We start from the raw sequence: 19000 nt of genomic DNA, 5'->3' as shown, positions 1-19000 counted from the left end.
GGGCGGGCCTCGCGGCGTCAGGTGCGTGCTCTCGGCGTGCCGGGCCCTGACCCTCGTACTGGACGTACTCGGGTCTGGGCCCGGTGCGGCGAGAGTGCGTGCATGGCGTCGCGAGGCAGGCGGGAATTCGACGACAGGGCCTACGGGCCCGGCACCCGCAGGGCAGGGCGACGGGCCGGGCGGGGTGGCTCGACGGCGGCGGCCGCTTCGCGGGGCGGCGCCACGGCCCGTCAGCCGGGGGTCAGGAGGCCTTCCGTTCCGGACCGTGGTGGATCTCCACGCGCCCTGAGTCCCCGAAGGTGAGCCGGCAGGTGTCGGCCCGGTAGGTGGCCACGGAGAGCGCGGCGGTGCCCCCCGCGGCGACGAAGCGCGTCGTCACGACGAGGACGGGCGCGCCGGGCAGCCGGTCCAGCTCCTTGGCGTCGTCGGCGCGGGCCGAGCCGAGTTCGACCGCCCGTTCCTGGCCCTCCAGGTCCAGGTGCTGCAGCTCGCGCAGCACGGCACGCGCGCGTGCCGGTCCCGAGGGCGCGTCGATCGCGGTCAGGCCGGGCACCGACGACGCGGGCACGTACAGCAGCTCGGCGGCGACCGGCTGGCCGTGGCTCATCCGGGACCGGCGCACCGTGTGCACGGGCTCGTCGCGGTCGCCCCCCAGGGCGTCGGCGACAGCGGCGGGCGGGACCGCCTGGACGCAGTCCACGGGGTGCCAGGCGTCGTCGGCCGTGCCCGGCCAGGCGTGCTGCCCGCCGCCGACGGCCACACCCACGCGCGGGGGTGCGACGGTGGTCCCGACCCCGCGGCGGCGCTGCAGTCTGCCCTCCAGCTCCAGCTGTTCCAGGGCCTGGCGCAGGGTCGCCCGGGCCACTCCGAAGCGGGCGGCCAGGTCCCGCTCGTTGGGCAGGATCTCGCCGACCGAGAACTCGGAGTCCAATGCCTCACTGAGCACGGTCTTCAGGTGCCAGTACTTCGGCTCCGGCACCGGTTCCAGCTGCGTGGTCCCCACCCTGTCCTCCGCAATCGCCGTGGTCCGGCGGCGTTTTAGCGCCCTTGTTTATTAAAGGTTGTTGTACTTATCTGCGACCATAGGGCCGCCCTCACCCTTGGTCAAGACCAATCATCGGCCGCATGGGCGCCGGGGCCCGCCGCGGCGCACAGCGTTCACGCGGCGTTCGCACAGGCGGGCGTTCACGGCAGGACGGCGAGGCCCCCGCCCTGCGGACGGGGGCCTCGGCTGCCGCGCGGGAGCCGGACGCGGCGCCCGGTCCGTCGGCCGGTCCGTCGCCCGGGCCGTCGGCCGGTTCGCCGGAGCGGTTCAGACGCCGGCGAGAGACGCCAGTTTGTCCGGATTACGGATGATGTAGACGGTCTGGATCCGGCCTTCGACGACGTCCAGCTGGAAGACGCTGTCGGGCTCGCCGCCGGACAGGACCAGGGCGGCGGGACCGCCGTTGAGCTCCAGCAGGCGGACGGCGGGGTCGAGCACGCCCTTGCGGGCCGCGCCGACGAGGAAGCGCCCCACGTGGTCCGCGCTCTCCAGCACCCGCAGCGGCGCCTTGGACTTGCCGCCGCTGTCCCCCACCAGGCGGACGTCCGGCGCGAGCAGGCTCATCAGGGCGGCCAGGTCGCCGCCGGCCGCGGCGGCGAGGAACTTCTCGGTGAGGTCGCGCCGCTGGACCGGGTCGACCTCGTAGCGCGGGCGCCGCTCCTCGACGTGCCGGCGGGCGCGCCCGGCCAGCTGGCGCACCGCCGCCTCGCCCCGGCCGAGCAGGGCGGCGATCTCGGCGTAGGGGTGGCCGAACGCCTCTCTGAGGACGAACACCGCGCGTTCGAGCGGCGACAGCGACTCCAGGACGACCAGGACGGCGAGCGACACGGAGTCGGCGAGCACGGCCCGTTCCGCGCCGTCCGCGACGGTGCCGGCGAGGTCCGTGACGAGGGGCTCGGGCAGCCACGGGCCGACGTAGGACTCACCGCGCGCCTTGATCTGCCGGAGCCGGTCGACGGCGAGGCGGGTGGTGATGCGCACCAGGTAGGCACGCGGTTCGCGCACCGCGTCCCGGTCGGCGCCGGACCAGCGCAGCCAGGTCTCCTGGACCACGTCCTCGGCGTCCGCCACCCGCCCGAGCATGCGGTAGGCGACGCCCATGAGGACGGGCCGGTGCTCTTCGAAGAGGTCGGTCCGCGTCTCGGTGGTCACCACCCCATCCCAGCCGACCCCCGCGGCGGTGTCCAGGCGACTGCGGGGAAAGCGGGGGCGCTTCCGCGCACCAGGGGCTACCCGCCGGTAGTAATTACTGACAAGCTGTCTAACCGCTGCCCGCTCGCGATCCCGGCGTCCCGGTGATCCCGGAGATCCCCGTGCCTGCCCGCCCCCTGACCCCCATGACCCCGATGACCCCGATGAGGAGCATCCATGTCAGCCACCGTCTCCTTCCCGGTCCCCTCCGCGCTCGGCCCGCGGACCGTGACGCTGTCCTACGCGCGCGTGGGCACCGGTGAGCCGCTGCTCCTGCTGCACGGCATAGGCCACCACCGGCAGGCCTGGGACCCGGTGGTCCACCTCCTCGCGGCGGAGCGGGACGTGATCTGCGTCGATCTGCCCGGCTTCGGGGAGTCCCCCGCCCTGCCCGACGGGCTGCGGCACGACCTGCCGACCATGAACACCGCCCTCGGCGCCCTGTGCGAAGCCCTGGAGATCGAGCGGCCCCATGTGGCCGGCAACTCCCTGGGCGGACTGCTGGCCCTCGAACTGGGCCGCGAGAAGCGGGCACGCTCCGTCACGGCGCTGTCCCCCGCCGGGTTCTGGTCCCAGGCCGAACGCCGCTACGCGTTCGGCGTGCTCCAGGGCATGCGGGCCGTCGCCCGGCGCACGCCGCTGCCGCTGGTCGAGCGGCTGTCGCGCACGGCGGCCGGCCGCACCGTCCTGACGAGCACGATCTACGCGCGGCCGGGCCGCCGTTCACCCGAGGCCGTGGTCGCCGAGACGCTGGCCCTGGCGCGGGCCACCGGCTTCGAGGAGACGCTCAGGGCGGGCGTCGGGGTCCGGTTCACCGACGACGTCCCGGGCATCCCCGTCACCGTGGCCTGGGGAACCAAGGACCGCCTGCTGATCCCCCGGCAGGGCGTGCGCGCCAAACAGACCGTCCCGCGGGCCCGGCTGGTGCGGCTGCCCGGCTGCGGACACGTCCCGATGAACGACGATCCGGCGCTGGTCGCGCGGGTGCTCCTCGACGGGAGCCGCTGAGCGCCGCCGGGCCCGCCGCAACGCCCCGGAGCCCACGGCGACCCCGGTGCCGACCAGGGCGCTGCCCACGGCCTGGGCGGCGCCGTAGGACCCGGTGCCGACCAGGGGCGCGGAACAGGCGGCGGCGACCGGGATCAGGCCCGAAAAGAGCGTGGCGCGCTCGGCGCCGATCCGCTGCATGCCCATGTACCAGCACACGAAGCCGACGACGGTCACGACCGCCGCCTGCCACAGCAGCGCGGCGGCCTCACCCGCGTCCGGGCGCCGCAGCCATGCGCCGCCGTCGAGCAGGAGCCCCACGGCCGCCGACTCCACGGCGGCGACGGCGCACACCACGGCCGACAGCAGCCGGGGCCCGAGCGGACGCAGCACGGGCACCGCGAGGACCGCGAAACCGGCCTCGCCTGCCAGCGCCCCCGCGGAGAAGGCGATCCCGGCGCCGTCGGTGTGGCCCCAGCCCTGCACCGCGAGGGCACCGACGGCCACCAGGCAGGCGCCGTGGAGCACGGTCCGCCGCGGGCGGCGTCCTTCCAGGAGCGGCACGAGGACCGCCACGACCACCGGGGCGCAGCCGACGAAGACGCCGGGCACGGCCGGTTCTGCGGTGCGCTCGGCGGCGATGACGGCCAGGTTGAAGCCGACCATGCCCACCGCGGCGAGCAGCGCGAGCCGGGCCCACTGGCGCGGGGCCAGCCGCCGCAGCCGGGCCGCCGCGCCCCGTCCGGCGAGCGGCAGGAGCAGCAGGCAGGCCAGTGCGTAGCGCAGGAACTGGCCCCCCGCGTACGGGTAGTGCCCGAGGACGCTGTTGGCGGTGAAGGATCCTCCGACGAGGAGGCAGGCGAGCGCGGCGAGCAGCGCACCGCGCGAGGTGGTGGCGTTCATGACGGCGACGCTAGGCACCGCGGCGGTCCGGTTTAAGGTCCACTTCCATGACGTCATCGGGGACCAATCCGCGCGGGCTGACCGGCACCGCCGCCTGGGAGCTGCTGCTGCCGGCCGCGTCGGCGCCCGCCCGCGCGCGTGGACGCACGCTCCAGGCGGCGCTGCGTGAGGCCGTCCGCTCGGGCCGGCTCGCCCCGGGAACGCGGCTGCCCTCCAGCCGTGACCTGGCGGCGGACCTCGGGGTGTCGCGGGGGCTGGTCACGGAGGCGTACGAGCAGCTGACGGCGGAGGGCTACCTGCGCAGCGGGCGCGGCGCGGGCACCTGGGTGGGCGGGGCCGTCCGTGCGGCCCGCACGCGCGCGCGTGACCTCGCTCCCCGCTCCCTGGGCACCCGCGCCGACTTCGTGCCCGGCACACCCGACCTGTCCCTGTTCCCGCGCGCCGCGTGGGCCGCCGCGCACCGCGCCGTGCTGGCGGACCTCCCCCACCACGACCTGGGCTACCCGGACCCGCGCGGGCTGCCCCGGCTGCGGACGGCCCTGGCCGGGCTGCTCACGCGGCGCCGGGGCGTCGTCGCCGACCCCGAGCGGATCGTGGTCGTCTCGGGCGTGGCCCAGGCCACCTGCCTGCTCGGCTCCGTGCTGCACGCGCGCGGTACGCGGCTGGTCGGCGTCGAGGACCCCGGCAGCCCGCAGCACAGCGCCCTGTACGCCTCCGTCGGCGTGGGCACCGTCCCGCTGCCGCTGGACGCGCAGGGGCCGGCCCTCGGTCCGCTGTACCGGGCGGGAATACGGGCCGTGGTGACCACTCCGTCCCACCAGTTCCCCACGGGCATCGCCTGTTCCGCCCGGCGCCGCGCCGAACTGCTGGACTGGGCCCGGTCGGTGGGCGGCCTGGTCTTCGAGGACGACTACGACGGCGACTTCCGCTACGACCGTGCCCCGGTCGGGGCGCTCCAGGGGCTGGACCCCGAGCACGTCGTCTACGCGGGCTCGGTCAGCAAGTCCCTGGCGCCCGGGCTGCGGCTGGGGTGGCTGCTCGTGCCCGACTCCCTGGCCGACGAGATCGTCGAGCGCAAGCGGACCATGGACCTCGGCCATCCGACCGTCGACCAGGCACTGTTCGCCCGCTTCGTCGAGCGGGGCGACTACGACCGCCAGCTGCGCCGCTGCCAGCGCGCCTACCGGGAACGCCGGGACACGCTCGTCGCCGCCCTGCGGGAGCACTTCCCCGGCGTACGGCTCTCCGGGATCGCGGCCGGTCTGCACCTGATCGCCGCCCTGCCGCGACGCTACGGCCCGGAGGACCGGTTCCTCACCCGCGCGAGCGCCGCCGGCGTGGCGGTGCGCACGCTGACGGCGTACACGCACGCGCGCGCAGGCACGGTCCCGGAGCGCGGCGCCGTCCGGCCGGTCACGGCCCCGGGCGCCGCCCCGGACCCGGACACCCGGGGCGACGTGACCACGGGGACGCGTCCCGGCGCAGGCACGGCGGCGGACCGGGGACATGACGACGCCGGGCCGGGCGTGTGCCTCGTCCTGGGGTACGCCCACCTGCCGCCGGCCCGCATCCGCGCGGGCGTACGCCTGCTGGCGGAGGCGGCCCACGCGTAGAGCCGGCTGCGGCGGACACGAGCCACCCGGCAGGCCGGGCATGCCCGGCGGACCGGGCCTGGCCGACGGGCAGGGCGGGGCCGACGGGCAGGGCGGGGCCGACGGGCGTCGGCCGGACGGCCGGTCGCCGGTCGGGGGAAGTCCGCCGCCGGGCCGAGCGCGCGGCCGGTGTTCACCCGCGGTTTGCGTGTTCGCCGTACCGCACCAGTAGGTGTGGCTGCGAACACCGGCCGGATCTCGTCCCTGGAGGCCCCTCCATGTCCCCTCGTCCGCTTCCCGGCCGCCGCAGCGTGCTGCGCGGCTCGCTGGCCGCGTCGGCGGCCCTGACCCTGCCCGGAGCGCTCGGCGCGGCACCGGCACTGGCCCTGTCCGGCCGTCCCCGGGCGGACTGGGGCGTGCAGGCGGGCGACGTGACCGCCGACTCGGGTCTGGTCTGGGTGCGTGCGGACCGCCCGGCCCGGATGATCGTCGAGACGTCCGCCACCGAAGCGTTCCGCGACCCCCGCAGATGGCACGGGCCGCTCCTGGGCGCCGGCACCGACTTCACGGGCACGGCCCGCCTGCACGGGCTGCCGTCGGGCGAGCAGATCCACTACCGCGTGCTCCTGGCCGACCCGGACGACCCGCGCCGCACCGGCGAACCGGCGTACGGCACCTTCCGCACCGCCCCCGCACGCCGCCGCCAGGGCGTCCGGTTCGTGTGGTCGGGTGACCTGGCCGGGCAGGGCTGGGGCATCAACGAGTCGATCGGCGGCTACCGCATCTTCGACGCCATGGCGAAGCTGGATCCGGACTTCTTCCTGTGCAGCGGCGACAACATCTACGCCGACGGCCCGATCCAGGCGACGGCCGCCCTGCCGGACGGCGGCGTCTACCGGAGCGTCACCACCGAGGAGAAGTCGCACGTCGCCGTCTCCCTGGCCGACTACCGCGGCAACTTCCGCTACAACCTGCTGGACGGGGCGCTGCGCCGGTTCAACGCCCAGGTGCCCGGCATCATCCAGTGGGACGACCACGAGGTCCGCAACAACTGGTACCCCGGCGAGGTCATCGGCGGCGGCACCCCCTACCCCGCCGGCACGCGGCTCGACGACCTGGCGCTGCGGGCCCGGCGGGCCTTCTCCGAGTACTTCCCCGTCTCCACGGTCAGCGGCCGTCCGGACGGCCGGATCTACCGCGTCCGCCACCACGGTCCGCTGCTCGACGTGTTCGTGCTGGACATGAGGACCTACCGCAACGCCAACTCGCCCGACGACCAGAGGAGCGACCCGCAGGGCATCCTGGGCCGCGAGCAGCTGCGGTGGCTCAAGCGTGAGCTGGCCAGGTCGCGGGCGGTGTGGAAGGTGATCGCCGCGGACATGCCGCTGGGGCTGGTCGTGCCCGACGGGGTGGAGGGCCGGCCGAACTTCGAGGCGGTCGCGCAGGGCGACCCGGGCGTGCCGCTCGGCCGGGAGCTGCAGATCGCCGAGTTGCTGCGGTTCGTCAAGCACCGGCGGATCACCGGCACGGTGTGGCTGACCGCGGACGTCCACCACACCTCGGCGCAGCACTACGACCCGTCGCGGGCGGCGTTCAAGGACTTCGCGCCGTTCTGGGAGTTCGTCTCCGGACCGCTCAACGCGGGTGCCTTCCCGGCCAGTCCGCTCGACGGGACGTTCGGCCCCGACCGGGTGTTCGTCAAGGCGCCGGCCGTGGCCGACGTCTCACCCGCCGAGGGCTACCAGTTCTTCGGGGAGGTCGACATCGACGGCGACAGCGGCGAACTGACGGTCCGGCTGCGGGAGCAGGACGGCGGCGTGCTGTTCACCCAGGTGCTGCAGCCGGGACGGGTCGGGCAGTGACTCCGGTTCCCGTACGCTCTTCGTGTGCCGCGCGCCGGCGTCATCCCCCGGTGCGCGGCTTCGCCGCGGGACCGGCCGGCCGGTCCCGGAGGCGGCGTCTTCCACGCGACGTCGGCCGGGGGCCGGCACGAGAGCAGCGGCGGCCGGCGGTGTGCTGCGGGGCCGGGGGCGTTCCGCCCGCCCGAAGCGGTACAGGACGCCAGGAAGGCGGCGAACCGCGCGGATCCGCGCTTTACCAGTAAGTCACAGGGCGTTCGTGATCACGCAACACGGTTCCTTCACAGTGACGGCATGAGCAGAGAAATGTCTGATGTGACGCGGACGGCACGGACGGCGAAGCGCGGGCGCCCGGTGCACCACTGGCGACGGGACGTGGTCGAACTCGCCGCGCTGTTCACGGCCGTCGCGGTGGCGGACGGGGTGGCGAACCTGATCGGGCACGGCCCGGACGGGCCCGCGCTGCTGGCGGTCTCGGCGCTGGCACTCCTGGCCACGGCGGGGTTCCACACCTGGTGGGCACGGCGCCACGGGCACGCACCCCCCGCGGAGGATACCGGCGCCCGGCCTACCGCCATCCGGCGGCGGCAGGCCGGGCCGTCACGCGCTCCCCTTCCGGCGGACCGTGACGAGGCGCCGGTGCCGAGCGCGCTGTGGCGGATGCGGACGACGGTGCGGGACGAGCCGGGCTCGCTGGCGGCGCTCTGCGCGGCGCTGGCCGGCCGGGGCGTCGACATCCTCAGCCTGCAGACGCATCCGCTGGCCCAGGGCACGGTGGACGAGTTCCTGCTGCGCGCCCCGGGCCGGGTCGAGGCGCCGGAACTGACCGGGGCGGCCGCGGCGGCCGGCGGCCGCGACACGTGGATCGAGCGGGCCGACGCGCACGACCTGGTGGACGCGCCGACGCGTGCGCTCGCCCTGGCCGCCCGCACGGCGCTGGACACGGCCGAACTTCCGCTGGCGCTGCGCCAGTTGCTGGGCCGGTGCACGATCCGTTCACTGCCGGGCCGGCCGGTGGGCGGCGGACGTGCGGACGAGGAGGTCCCGGCGGAGGGGGTGCTGGAGGACACGGTGCTGCGGCTGCGGGCGCCCGAGGGCGGGGTGATCACCGTGGAGCGGCCGTATCTGCCCTTCACGCCCACCGAGTTCGCGCGGGCCCGCGCGCTGGTGGAGCTGGACACCCGCCTCGGCCCGCGGGTTCCGCGCGGCGAGGACGTGCTGACGCTGTCCGAGGGGAGCGCCCTCACCGTGCGCCGGGCCGGCCCGGGCGATCTGGCGGCGGCCCTGCGGATGCACGAGCGGTGCTCGGCGCGCACGCTCGGCCTGCGGTACCACGGTCCGGTGGCGGACGCCGACCGTTATCTGAACCACCTCCTCAGCCCCCGCTTCGGCCGGACCCTCGCCGCGCAGACCGCCTCCGGGCGGATCATCGGCCTCGGTCATCTGCTGTGGGACGGCGACGAGACGGAGGTCGCCCTGCTCGTCGAGGACGAGTGGCAGCGGCGCGGCGTCGGCGCGGAACTGCTGGGCCGGCTGGTGGACATGGCCGTCGAGGCGGGCTGCGCGAGCGTGTACGCCGTCACGCAGGCGGCGAACACCGGCATGATCAGCGCCATGCGGGGCCTCGGTCTTCCCCTGGACTACCAGATCGAGGAGGGCACTTTGGTGATCACCGCCCGCCTGGACGCCGCCGCGGTGCCGGGCGGTCCGGTACCGGGCCGTCCGGCGCACGGCAGCCACCGCGAGCAGTACGACGGGCCGGGCCTGCGCGACTGATCCCGCGGTCCCCGCCGCGGCGGGGACCGGCACCGGACGCACCGGACGGCCCCCGCCGGGCCCCGGGCCTCCCCCGCCGGTCGCCGGGGCTCCCAGGGCGGGTCGAGTCAGGTCAGCTCAGTGCTTCGTGCAGCCCCTTGACCTGCGGCGGCTCTGTCCGAAGCTCCGCCCGGACGGCACCCGGGGCCGCGGCCGAGGAGGCCTGCGAGGACGTACCCGAGGACGCCTCCGGAAAGGCCCCGAGGGCCGCGTCGAGGTCCGCCCACAGGTCCTCGGCGTCCTCCAGGCCCACCGACATCCGCAGCAGCCGGTCGCTCACCCCGGCGCCGCGCCGGTCCTCCGCGTCCACGATGCGGTGGCTGATGGAGGCGGGGTGCTGGATCAGCGTGTCGACGCTGCCCAGGCTCACGGCGGGCGTGATCAGACGGACGCCGCCGATGACGGCGTGCGGGTCGCCGTGCACCTCGAAGGCGACCATGGCGCCGCCGATGCGCGGATAGTGCACGCGGGCGACGCGCGGGTCGGCCGCCAGCCGGGCGGCCAGCTCCGCGGCGGTGGCGGAGGCGGCCCGTACCCGCACCGGCAGCGTGGACAGACCGCGCAGCAGCAGGTAGCCGGCGAGCGGGTGCAGCACGCCTCCGGTGGCGAAGCGGACCTGCCGCAGCCGGCCGGCGAGTTCCTCGTCGCAGGCGACCACACCGGCCATCACGTCACCGTGGCCGCCGAGGTACTTGGTGGCGCTGTGCAGCACGAGGCGGGCGCCCTGCGCGGCCGGACGCTGCAGCACGGGGGTGGCGAAGGTGTTGTCGGCCAGCAGCGGCACGGAGCCGCAGGCGTGGGCGACGGCCCGCAGGTCCACCTCGGCCAGCGTCGGGTTGGCCGGGGACTCGACCATCACCAGCCCGGTGTCGGGGCGCAGCGCGTCGGTGATGCCCGCCGGATCGGTCCAGGTCACCTCGGAGCCGAGCAGTCCGGCGGTCAGCAGGTGGTCGCTGCAGCCGTACAGGGGGCGTACGGCGACGACGTGCCGCAGGCCGAGCGCGGAGCGGGTGAGGAGGACCGCGCTGAGGGCGGCCATCCCGCTGGCGAAGGCGACCGCGGTCTCGGTGCCCTCCAGCCGGGCGAGCGCGGTCTCGAAGCGGGAGACGGTCGGGTTGCCGAGCCGCCCGTAGACGGGCGGGCCGTCGAACTCGGCGCCGTCGGTGGCGAAGGCGTCGATCCGGGCGGCCTCGGCCCGGCTGTCGTAGGAGGGGTAGGTGGTGGACAGGTCGATCGGCGGGGCGTGCAGGCCCTGCCGGGCGAGGTCCTCCCGGCCGGCGTGCACGGCCTCGGTGGCCAGTGCTCGGGGTGCGGGGCGCGGGGCGCCGTCCGCGGACGTGCTCGCTGAGTCCAAGGGCGTGTCCATGACGAAAGAGTGAACAGAGAACGGATCGAGTGGCAGGAGGGCCGTGTTACGTTCGGCACATGGCCGAATCAGTCGTACTGGATCCGGTGGACCTCCATCTGCTGCGGCTGCTGCAGAACGACGCCCGGACGACCTACCGCGATCTGGCCGCCCAGATCGGCGTCGCGCCCTCGACCTGTCTGGACCGGGTGACGCGGCTGCGCCGTTCGGGCGTGATCCTCGGCCATCAGCTGCGGCTCGACCCGGCCAGGCTGGGCCGGGGTCTCCAGGCGCTGCTGTCGGTGCAGGTCAGGCCGCACCGGCGGGAACTGGTGGGGCCGTTCGTGGACCGGATCCGGGCGCTTCCGGAATCGCGGACCGTGTTCCATCTGACCGGTCCCGACGACTACCTCGTGCATGTCGCGGTGGCGGACATGGTGGATCTCCAGCGGCTGGTGCTCGACGAGTTCACGGCCCGGCGCGAGGTGGCCCGGGTGGAGACGCGGTTGATCTTCCAGCAGTGGGACTGCGGCCCGCTGCTGCCGCCCGGCACGGAACCGTCGGCGCCCTGAACGCAGGCGGCGCGGCACGACGTGGAGGACGGCGGAGGACAGCGGCACGTGACGCGGTGCGCCGAGGGGCCGGCGGGACGTGAGGTGCCACGCCCCGGCAGGAGCGGCGCCGGACACGGCGCGCGGAAGAACACGGCGCCGCACGACCGGACGCGCGAAGCTCTGAGCGAAATCGACCCGGCAGCGACCGGATTCGATCCCTTCGCCCGGCAAACCGGGCTGACGCGGACCCTCTTCGCGTACGAGGATGGTCCACATGTCAGACACCAACAGCCCGCTGCCCCGTCAGGTCGCCGACGCCTACGTCGACGAACTCATCGCCCTCGACCCGATCACCGGTACCTACCTCGGGGTGAAGGAGAGTTCGAGCAGGTTGCCCGACACCTCGCCGGCCGGCCAGGAGGCGCTCGCGGACCTCGCGCGCACCACCCTGGCGCGGCTGGCCGAGGCCGAGCGGCGGCCGGGCGCGGACTCCGAGGCCGAGCGACGGTGCGCGCGCCTGCTGCGCGAGCGGCTGACCGCCGAGATCGCGGTGCACGAGGCCGAGGAGGGCCTGCGCGCCGTCAGCAACATCCACAGCCCGGTGCACTCGGTGCGTGAGGCGTTCACCATCACCCCCACCGACACGGACGAGGACTGGGCGGCGGTCGCCGAGCGGCTGCGGGCCGTGCCGGCCGCGCTGCGCGGCTACCGCGAGTCCCTCGCCGCCGGTCTGGAGCGCAAGCTCCACGCGGGCCCGCGGCCGGCACAGACCTTCATCGGCCAGCTCACCGAGTGGTCGGACACGGGTCAGGGACGCGGCTGGTTCGAGGACTTCGCGGCCGACGGCCCCGAGTCCCTGCGGGGCGAACTGGACGGGGCCGGCCGGGCGGCGACCGCCGCCGTCGTCGAACTGCGGGACTGGATGCGCGACGTCTACGCCCCGGCGGTCGAGGGCACGCCGAACACGGTCGGCCGCGAGCGCTACGCGCGTTTCTCCCGCTACTACAACGGCACCGACCTGGACCTCGACGAGGCCTACGCGTACGGCTGGTCGGAGTTCCACCGGCTGCTCGGCGAGATGAAGAAGGAGGCCGAGAAGGTCCTGCCGGGCGCCGAGACCCCGTGGGTGGCGCTGGCGCACCTCGACGAGCACGGCACGCACATCGAGGGCGTGGACGAGGTCCGCGACTGGCTGCAGGGCCTCATGGACGAGGCGATCGAAGCCCTCGACGGCACCCACTTCGAACTGGCCGAGCGGGTGCGCCGCGTGGAGTCGTGCATCGCCCCGCCCGGCGGCGCCGCGGCCCCCTACTACACGGCGCCGTCCGCCGACTTCTCCCGTCCGGGCCGCACCTGGCTGCCGACCATGGGAGAGACCCGCTTCCCGGTCTACGACCTGGTGTCGACCTGGTACCACGAGGGCGTCCCCGGCCACCACCTCCAGCTCGCCCAGTGGGCGCACGTGGCGGACAGCCTCTCGCGCTACCAGGCGACCGTGGGCATCGTCAGCGCCAACGCCGAGGGCTGGGCGCTGTACGCGGAGCGTCTGATGGACGAACTCGGCTTCCTCACCGACCCGGAACGGCGGCTCGGCTACCTGGACGCGCAGATGATGCGGGCGGTCCGCGTGATCATCGACATCGGCATGCACCTGGAGCTGGAGATCCCGGCGGACTCGCCGTTCCACCCGGGTGAGCGCTGGACGCCGGAGCTGGCCCTGAGGTTCTTCGGCGCGCACAGCAGCCGTCCGCGGGACTTCGTGGCGAGCGAGCTGATCCGCTACCTGTCGATGCCCGGCCAGGCCATCGGCTACAAGCTGGGTGAGCGGGCCTGGCTGCTGGGCCGCGAGAACGCCAGGAAGCGGCACGGGGACGCGTTCGACGCGAAGGCCTGGCACATGGCGGCCCTCTCCCAGGGTTCGCTGGGCCTGGACGACCTGCTGGACGAGCTGTCCCAGCTGTGAGCCGGCACTGAAGCCGGGGGCGGGGCGGTCCGGGTCCGGCCGCCCCGCCCCCGGCTGCTGCTCAGCAGCCGCAGTCCCCGCTCCCGGCCGGTGCGGTGAGCGGGTCGGGGCTCCGGCGCTCGGTGCCCTGCCAGGTCTCGTAGGCGAAGCCCTCCCGCGCCCAGTACTCGAAGCCGCCGAGCATCTCCTTGACGCGGTAGCCGAGTTCGGCGAGGGCGAGCGCGGCGCGGGTGGCCCCGTTGCAGCCCGGGCCCCAGCAGTAGGTGACGACGGGGACGGACCGGTCGAGCAGCGCCGGGGCCTGCTCGGGGACGAGCGCGGTGGGCAGGTGGACCGCGCCGGGGACGTGTCCCTGGTCCCAGGCGTCGGTGGAGCGGCAGTCGACGAGGACGAACCCCGGGTCGCCGCCGTCCGCGAACGCGGCGGCCACGTCGGACACGTCGGTGTGGAAGGCGAGACTCGCCCGGAAGTGCGCGGCGGCCTCGGCGGGGGGCGCCGGGGGGACGCGCAGGACGGCGTTGACGGCGGCGCGAACGGCGCCCGGGCCGGGGCTCGTGGCTCCGGCGGCGGTGGTGGTCATCGGCTGTTCCTTCCGTGGTGCGGTCCGACGACCGGAAATCTACGGCCGGAAACCGCCCGGCTGAAGTGACGATCCCCGGCAGTCCCCTTGATCGGGCGGGGATCCGCCTGCTATCCAACGCCCATGACCGTGTTTTCCCCGGACGCCACCGACTGGCGCATCCTCGACGTCCTCCAGCGGGAGGGACGGGCCAGTTTCGCGGAGCTGGCGCGGGCCGTGTCCATGTCGCCGAGCGCCGTCACCGAGCGCGTGCGCAGGCTGGAGGAGGCGGGCGTCATCCAGGGGTACACGGCCGTGGTCGACCCGGAGCGGCTGGGCCTGCCGATCCTCGCGTTCGTGCGGCTGCGCTACCCCAACGGCAACTACAAGCCCTTCCACGACCTGGTCGCCGCCACCCCGGAGATCCTGGAGGCGCACCATGTGACGGGCGACGACTGCTTCGTCATCAAGGTCACCGCGCGCTCCATGCGGCACCTGGAGGAGGTCTCGGGCCGGATCGGCGCGCTGGGATCGGTGACGACGAGCGTCGTGTACTCCTCGCCGCTGTCCCGGCGCCCGCTCGGCCGCTGAGTCCGCCCCGGCGGCCCCGAGTCGGCTGGGGCGGCCCGGGTCCGGCCCGGTGGCCCCGCTCAGCCCGCCCCGCGCTGCCGCACCGCCGACCCGGACCGTCCCTTGACGACCTCCAGCTGGGCGTGGACACGACGGCGCAGATCGGCGACGTGGCTGACGATGCCCACGCTGCGGTCGCGTTCGCGCAGCGAGTCGAGGACGTCGAGGACCTCGTCGAGGGTCTGGTCGTCGAGGCTGCCGAAGCCCTCGTCGATGAAGAGGGTGTCGAGACGGACCCCGCCGGCCTCGTCGGTGACGACGTCGGCGAGGCCGAGGGCGAGGGCGAGGGAGGCGAAGAACGTCTCACCGCCCGACAGGGTCGCGGTGTCGCGTTCGCGGCCGGTCCAGGCGTCGACGACGTGCAGCCCCAGGCCGCTGCGCCCGCGTCCGGCCCGGTCGTCGGAGTGGACCAGGGTGTAGCGGCCCGACGACATCCGCTGCAGCCGGGCGGTCGCCGCGGCGGCCACCTGCTCCAGGCGGGCCGCGAGGACGTAGGACTCCAGGCGCATCCTGCGTTCGTTGTCGGCGGAGGTGCCCGCGGCGAGGGCGGCGAGCCGGGCCACCCGGTCGTACTCGGCGCGCAGCGGCGCCAGGCGGCGCACGCCGGAGGCCGCGCGGGCGGAGAGCCGGTCGAGTTCGGCGCAGCGGCGGGCGGCGGCGTCCCGCGCGGAGGCGGCTTCGCGCAGCCGCCGGGCCGCCGCGTGGGCCGCGGCTTCGGCGGCGGCGGCATCGGCGGCCGGCTGCCGGGCCGCGGTCACGGTGGCGGCCTCGGCGAGCACGGCGCGCACGGCGGCCTCCTCGGCGTGCCAGGCGTCCAGGCGGTGCTGGAGGTCGCGGTGGGCGGCGTCGTCCAGGAGAGCGGCGGACGCGGCCTGCGGGGTGTCGAAACCGGCCCGGAAGGCGGCCTCGGCGAGCCGGCCGTCGGCGTCCTTGAGGCGCTGGGCGCTCTCCTCGGCGGCGCGCGCCGCGTCGGCCGCGTCGGCGAGCCGGGCCGCCCGCAGCTCCAGTTCCGCGGCCCGCTCGGCGACGCCGGCGGCGGCGCCCCGGGCCTCGGTCACCTCGGTCCGGAGGACGGCTCGCTCCCGGTCCAGGTTCTCGCGGCGGGTCAGCCGGGCGGCCGCGCGGGCCTCCGCCTGGCGCAGGTGGGCCAGGCGTCGTTCGCGTTCCGCCTCGGCCGTGCGCAGTTCCTCCTGCGCGGCGTGCAGCACGGAGGCGTCCGTCCGCGCGCGCGTGAGCAGCCGCTCCAGTTCGGCGCTCTCCTCGGCGAGCCGGTCGGTGGGCGTGTCGCCCGCCTCCGCCGTGGCGGCGGCCAGGGCCTCGCGTACGGCGCCGAGGCGGCGCTCGTCCTCGGCTCGCCGTTCGTCGGCGTCCTGGTGGGCGGCCAGGGCGCGTTCCTCGGCCTCGCGGTCGACGTGCCCGGCGATCTTCCGGGCCGGCGCCGGGTGTTCGGTGGCGCCGCAGACGGCGCAGGGCTCGCCGTCGGTGAGGCCTGCGGCGAGTTCGGCGGCGATGCCGTTCAGCCGCTGTTCCTTCAGGTCCAGCCAGTGGGCCCGGGCCCGCACGGCGCGTTCGGCGGAGTCGAGGGCACGGCGCTGCGCCTGTTCCGCCTCCCCGGCCAGCCGGTCCCGGGTCCGGGCGGCCCGCAGCCGGGCCCGGGCGCCCTCGCCGCGCACGGCGAGCTGATCGGCGCGGCCCGCCGCCTCCTGGGCGCTGTCGATACGGGTCCGCAGCCGTGCGCGGGTCGTCTCCCACCCGGCGAGCCAGGTCTCGGCCTCCTGGAGCAGGTCCTCGTCGGCGCGGGCCTGGCGGTCCACCTCCGCGCGCTCGGCGGCGAGTTCGGTCAGACGGCGCTCGGCGCGCCGGGCCGACTCCAGCTGCCCCAGTTCCTCGGCGGCCCGGCGCGCCGCGGCGGCGAGCCCGGCCGGGCCCGCGTCCGCGAAGCCCGCGGGCAGCAGGGCGCGCGCGTGCGCCTCGGTGGCCGCCGCCCGGCGGTGCGCGGTGTCGGCGGCCTCACGCAGGGCGAGGGCCGGGGCGACCGTCCCGGCCTTGCGGCCCCGCTCCATCCGTTCGCGCGCCGCACGGTGGGCGTCGGCCCGCTCGGCCAGGCGCGCGGCCCGCTGCTGCGCCTCGGCGAACCGGGCCTGCAGCCGGGCGAGTTCGCGTACGTCGTCCAGGGCGCGCTCGGCGGCTGTGTGCGCGGCCTCGGCGGCGGTGAGCCCGCAGTGGGCGACGGTCAGCTGTTCGCGGGCGGTGCTGCGGGCGACGGCGGCGCCGGTCAGTACGGCGTCGGCCAGGCCGGGTTCGCCGGGCGTGAGGCCGGGCAGGTCCATGGCGCCGTCCGCCGCCTGCTGCATGCGCTGGGCGTCGGCGAGCAGCGCGGCGTCGCCCTCGCGCACCCGGGTCTCGGTGGCGCGCCTGCGGTCGGCGAGGCGTTTCTCGACCTCGGCGAAACGGTGGGTGCCGAACAGGCGGCCGAGCAGTTTGCCGCGGGCCTCGGCGTCGGCGCGCAGGAAACGGGCGAACTCTCCCTGGGGCAGCAGCACGACCTGGCAGAACTGTTCCCGGCTCATGCCGAGGAGCTGGGTGATCTCCTCGCCGATCTCCTGGTGGGAGCGGCTGAGGTCCTTCCAGGCGCCCGCGGGCGCGTCGTACTCGCGCAGCCAGGTCTGCGCCTTGTCCACGGTGGTGCCGGTGCCGCGCTTCTTCGGACGCTCCCAGGGCGGCTGCCGGGTGATCTCCAGGCGGCGCCCGGCGACCGTGACGTCGAGGGTGACCTGGGTGCGGGTGCCGGGCGCCGCGTGATCGCTGCGCAAGGTGGTGCCCTGGGCGCTCTGCCGGGCACCGGGCACGGAGCCGTACAGCGCGTAGCAGACGGCGTCCAGCACGGAGGTCTTGCCGGCTCCGGTGGGCCCGTGGAGCAGGAACAGGCCGGCGGCCGACAGGGCGTCGAAGTCGACGGTCTGGGTGGAGCCGAAGGGCCCGAAGGCGGTGATGTCGAGCCGGTGCAGCCTCACCGGGCCTCCCCGGTTCCGCCCAGCGGCCCGCGCCGCCGGGACGCCCGCCACGCCGGCCCGCGCCGCTCCTGGCCGCGCCGCCCGGACCCCTGCCGCCCCGGCCCGCGCCGCTGGGACTCCTGCCACCTCGGTCCGCGCCGCCCGGATCCCCGTCGTCCCGGCGCGCGCCGCTCCGGGCCGCGCCGCTCGCCATCCCGCCGCTCCGGGCCGCCGTCGCCGGTCGGGCGCGGGACGGCGGTGGCGTGGCCGGTCGCCGGGTGCTGCGCTGCCGCGCCACTGCGCGCGGGGTCCGCGACGCGGTGCCCGGCCGCGTCCGCCCGCGTGTACCGGGGGCTCACCGGGCCACCTCCCGCTCGGCCGCGTCCGCCCGCACCGCGTCGAACGCGTCCCGCAGGACGGCCTGTTCACGGGCGTCGGGGCCGGTTCCGCGCACGTGCGCCACGAAGTCCTCCGCGATCTGCTCGTCGCTGCGGCCCGCAAGGCGGCGGGCGTAGGTCACATCGGGGTCGTCGGGGGCGCGCTCGGGTGCGAAGACGAGGCTGAGGGTGTGCGGGAACCGCTCGGTGAGGCGGGCCATCGGGTCCGCCGGGCGGACCGGGTCGGTCAGGGTGGCCTCGACCCACGCCTCCTCGTGACGGGCGAGGTCCGGGTCCGCCAGCAGTTCCTCCAGGGGTCCGCTGATCCGGGCCAGCGGGCGCGGCACCGGACAGTCGACCCGCTCCGCGCTGACGCCCCCGGTCGCGTCCAGGTCGACGAGCCACATGCTCTTGCGGTGCCCGGCCTCGGAGAAGGAGTACGGCAGCGGGGAGCCGGAGTAGCGCACGCGCTCGGTGATGACCTGGCTGCCGTGCAGGTGGCCGAGCGCCGCGTAGTCGACGCCGTCGAAGACGCCCGCGGGCACGGAGGCGACCCCGCCCACGGTGATGTCCCGTTCGCTGTCGCTGGCCTCGCCGCCGGTGACGAAGGCGTGCGCGAGGACGACGGAGCGGGTGCCGGGGGCGCGGGTGGCGAGGTCGGCGCGGACCCGGTCCATGGCGGCGGCCAGGACCGCCTCGTGGCCGGCCCGGTCGACGCCGAACTCGTCCTTGACCAGGGCGGGCTCCAGGTAGGGCAGCCCGTAGAAGGCGACGTCTCCGTGGGCGTCGCGGAGCACCACCGGGGTGCCGCACGCGGCCGGTTCGGTGCGCAGGTGGATGCCGGCGCGGCCGATCAGTCCGGCACCCACGCCGAGCCTGCGGGCGGAGTCGTGGTTGCCGGAGATCATCACCGTGGGCACGCCGAGACCGGCCAGGCGGTGCAGGACGTCGTCGAACAGCTCGACCGCGGCCAGCGGGGGCACGGCGCGGTCGTACACGTCTCCCGAGACGACCACCGCGTCGACGCCGCGCTCCCGCACGGTCGCCACGAGGTGTCCGACGAAGGCGGCCTGGGCCCCGAGCATGTTCACGCGGTGGAACGCCCGGCCCAGGTGCCAGTCGGAAGTGTGCAGGAGCCTCATGATCCCCGAAGGGTAACCGCCGGGTGTGACAGTACGGGCGGTCAC

The 19000-nt window shown here is 75.7% G+C and carries 13 protein-coding genes and 1 pseudogene; 7 read left to right on the top strand and 7 right to left on the bottom strand.

Annotation, left to right across the window (positions count from 1 at the left end; all coding sequences use genetic code 11):
• Positions 1–241: 241 nt before the first annotated feature.
• Together AC6I72_RS27170 and AC6I72_RS27165 are read right to left on the bottom strand one after the other, a co-directional pair.
• A complete protein-coding gene (locus AC6I72_RS27170; protein WP_498003758.1) occupies positions 242–1003 on the bottom strand; it encodes a GntR family transcriptional regulator in 762 nt (253 codons plus the stop codon).
• Positions 1004–1312: 309 nt separating this feature from the next.
• A complete protein-coding gene (locus AC6I72_RS27165; protein ID WP_498003757.1) occupies positions 1313–2197 on the bottom strand; it encodes an RNA polymerase sigma-70 factor in 885 nt (294 codons plus the stop codon).
• 216 nt (positions 2198–2413) lie between these two features.
• Here AC6I72_RS27165 and AC6I72_RS27160 point away from each other — a divergent pair, with 216 nt between their 5' ends.
• The gene (locus tag AC6I72_RS27160; RefSeq protein ID WP_498003756.1) at positions 2414–3244 is read left to right on the top strand and encodes an alpha/beta fold hydrolase; all 831 of its coding nucleotides are present in this window, start codon (positions 2414–2416) and stop codon (positions 3242–3244) included.
• 525 nt (positions 3245–3769) lie between these two features.
• Here AC6I72_RS27160 and AC6I72_RS27155 read toward each other — a convergent pair.
• Positions 3770–4126: pseudogene (locus AC6I72_RS27155) on the bottom strand (EamA family transporter); the annotation flags it as partial.
• Between the two features lie 47 nt (positions 4127–4173).
• Between AC6I72_RS27155 and pdxR the strand changes: the two are divergent.
• From pdxR to AC6I72_RS27140, 3 genes are all read left to right on the top strand, one after another.
• On the top strand, positions 4174–5739 hold the full coding sequence (gene pdxR / locus AC6I72_RS27150; protein WP_498003755.1) for a MocR-like pyridoxine biosynthesis transcription factor PdxR: 1566 nt from the start codon (positions 4174–4176) through the stop codon (positions 5737–5739).
• A 257-nt stretch (positions 5740–5996) separates the two neighbouring features.
• Positions 5997–7580, top strand: a complete 1584-nt coding sequence (locus AC6I72_RS27145) for an alkaline phosphatase D family protein (RefSeq protein WP_498003754.1) — start codon at positions 5997–5999, stop codon at positions 7578–7580.
• Positions 7581–7871: 291 nt separating this feature from the next.
• Positions 7872–9353 carry a GNAT family N-acetyltransferase gene (locus AC6I72_RS27140; protein ID WP_498003753.1) on the top strand — a complete coding sequence of 494 codons (1482 nt, stop codon included), beginning with the start codon at positions 7872–7874 and terminating at the stop codon, positions 9351–9353.
• Between the two features lie 112 nt (positions 9354–9465).
• On the opposite strand, the gene AC6I72_RS27135 is transcribed toward AC6I72_RS27140, so the two are convergent.
• Positions 9466–10758, bottom strand: coding sequence for a trans-sulfuration enzyme family protein (locus AC6I72_RS27135; RefSeq protein WP_498003752.1), 1293 nt, complete (start codon positions 10756–10758; stop codon positions 9466–9468).
• A 59-nt stretch (positions 10759–10817) separates the two neighbouring features.
• Between AC6I72_RS27135 and AC6I72_RS27130 the strand changes: the two genes are divergently transcribed.
• A complete protein-coding gene (locus AC6I72_RS27130) occupies positions 10818–11309 on the top strand; it encodes an Lrp/AsnC family transcriptional regulator (protein WP_498003751.1) in 492 nt (163 codons plus the stop codon).
• Positions 11310–11565: 256 nt separating this feature from the next.
• Positions 11566–13254, top strand: coding sequence for a DUF885 domain-containing protein (locus AC6I72_RS27125; RefSeq protein ID WP_498003750.1), 1689 nt, complete (start codon positions 11566–11568; stop codon positions 13252–13254).
• Positions 13255–13315: 61 nt separating this feature from the next.
• Here the strand turns inward: AC6I72_RS27125 and AC6I72_RS27120 are convergent, their stop codons facing one another.
• Positions 13316–13834, bottom strand: coding sequence for a rhodanese-like domain-containing protein (locus tag AC6I72_RS27120; RefSeq protein ID WP_498003749.1), 519 nt, complete (start codon positions 13832–13834; stop codon positions 13316–13318).
• Between the two features lie 123 nt (positions 13835–13957).
• On the opposite strand from AC6I72_RS27120, the gene AC6I72_RS27115 reads away from it, so the two are divergent.
• Positions 13958–14404 carry an Lrp/AsnC family transcriptional regulator gene (locus AC6I72_RS27115; RefSeq protein WP_037856555.1) on the top strand — a complete coding sequence of 149 codons (447 nt, stop codon included), beginning with the start codon at positions 13958–13960 and terminating at the stop codon, positions 14402–14404.
• Between the two features lie 59 nt (positions 14405–14463).
• Here AC6I72_RS27115 and AC6I72_RS27110 read toward each other — a convergent pair whose 3' ends face one another.
• A complete protein-coding gene (locus AC6I72_RS27110; RefSeq protein ID WP_498003748.1) occupies positions 14464–17457 on the bottom strand; it encodes an AAA family ATPase in 2994 nt (997 codons plus the stop codon).
• Between the two features lie 334 nt (positions 17458–17791).
• Positions 17792–18955, bottom strand: coding sequence for an exonuclease SbcCD subunit D (locus AC6I72_RS27105; protein WP_498003747.1), 1164 nt, complete (start codon positions 18953–18955; stop codon positions 17792–17794).
• Between the last annotated feature and the right edge of the window lie 45 nt (positions 18956–19000).

It is taken from the genome of Streptomyces sp. Xyl84 (assembly GCF_059731885.1).
Note: the sequence above shows the minus strand (reverse complement) of the source record. Positions and strands in the feature narration are given on the sequence as shown.

Coding starts and splice junctions, on each gene's coding strand:
- AC6I72_RS27160 (WP_498003756.1), top strand. CDS start 2,414: ATGTCAGCCACCGTCTCCTTCCCGGTCCCCTCCGCGCTCGGCCCGCGG.
- pdxR (WP_498003755.1), top strand. CDS start 4,174: ATGACGTCATCGGGGACCAATCCGCGCGGGCTGACCGGCACCGCCGCC.
- AC6I72_RS27145 (WP_498003754.1), top strand. CDS start 5,997: ATGTCCCCTCGTCCGCTTCCCGGCCGCCGCAGCGTGCTGCGCGGCTCG.
- AC6I72_RS27140 (WP_498003753.1), top strand. CDS start 7,872: ATGAGCAGAGAAATGTCTGATGTGACGCGGACGGCACGGACGGCGAAG.
- AC6I72_RS27135 (WP_498003752.1), bottom strand. CDS start 10,758: ATGGACACGCCCTTGGACTCAGCGAGCACGTCCGCGGACGGCGCCCCG.
- AC6I72_RS27130 (WP_498003751.1), top strand. CDS start 10,818: ATGGCCGAATCAGTCGTACTGGATCCGGTGGACCTCCATCTGCTGCGG.
- AC6I72_RS27125 (WP_498003750.1), top strand. CDS start 11,566: ATGTCAGACACCAACAGCCCGCTGCCCCGTCAGGTCGCCGACGCCTAC.
- AC6I72_RS27120 (WP_498003749.1), bottom strand. CDS start 13,834: ATGACCACCACCGCCGCCGGAGCCACGAGCCCCGGCCCGGGCGCCGTT.
- AC6I72_RS27115 (WP_037856555.1), top strand. CDS start 13,958: ATGACCGTGTTTTCCCCGGACGCCACCGACTGGCGCATCCTCGACGTC.
- AC6I72_RS27105 (WP_498003747.1), bottom strand. CDS start 18,955: ATGAGGCTCCTGCACACTTCCGACTGGCACCTGGGCCGGGCGTTCCAC.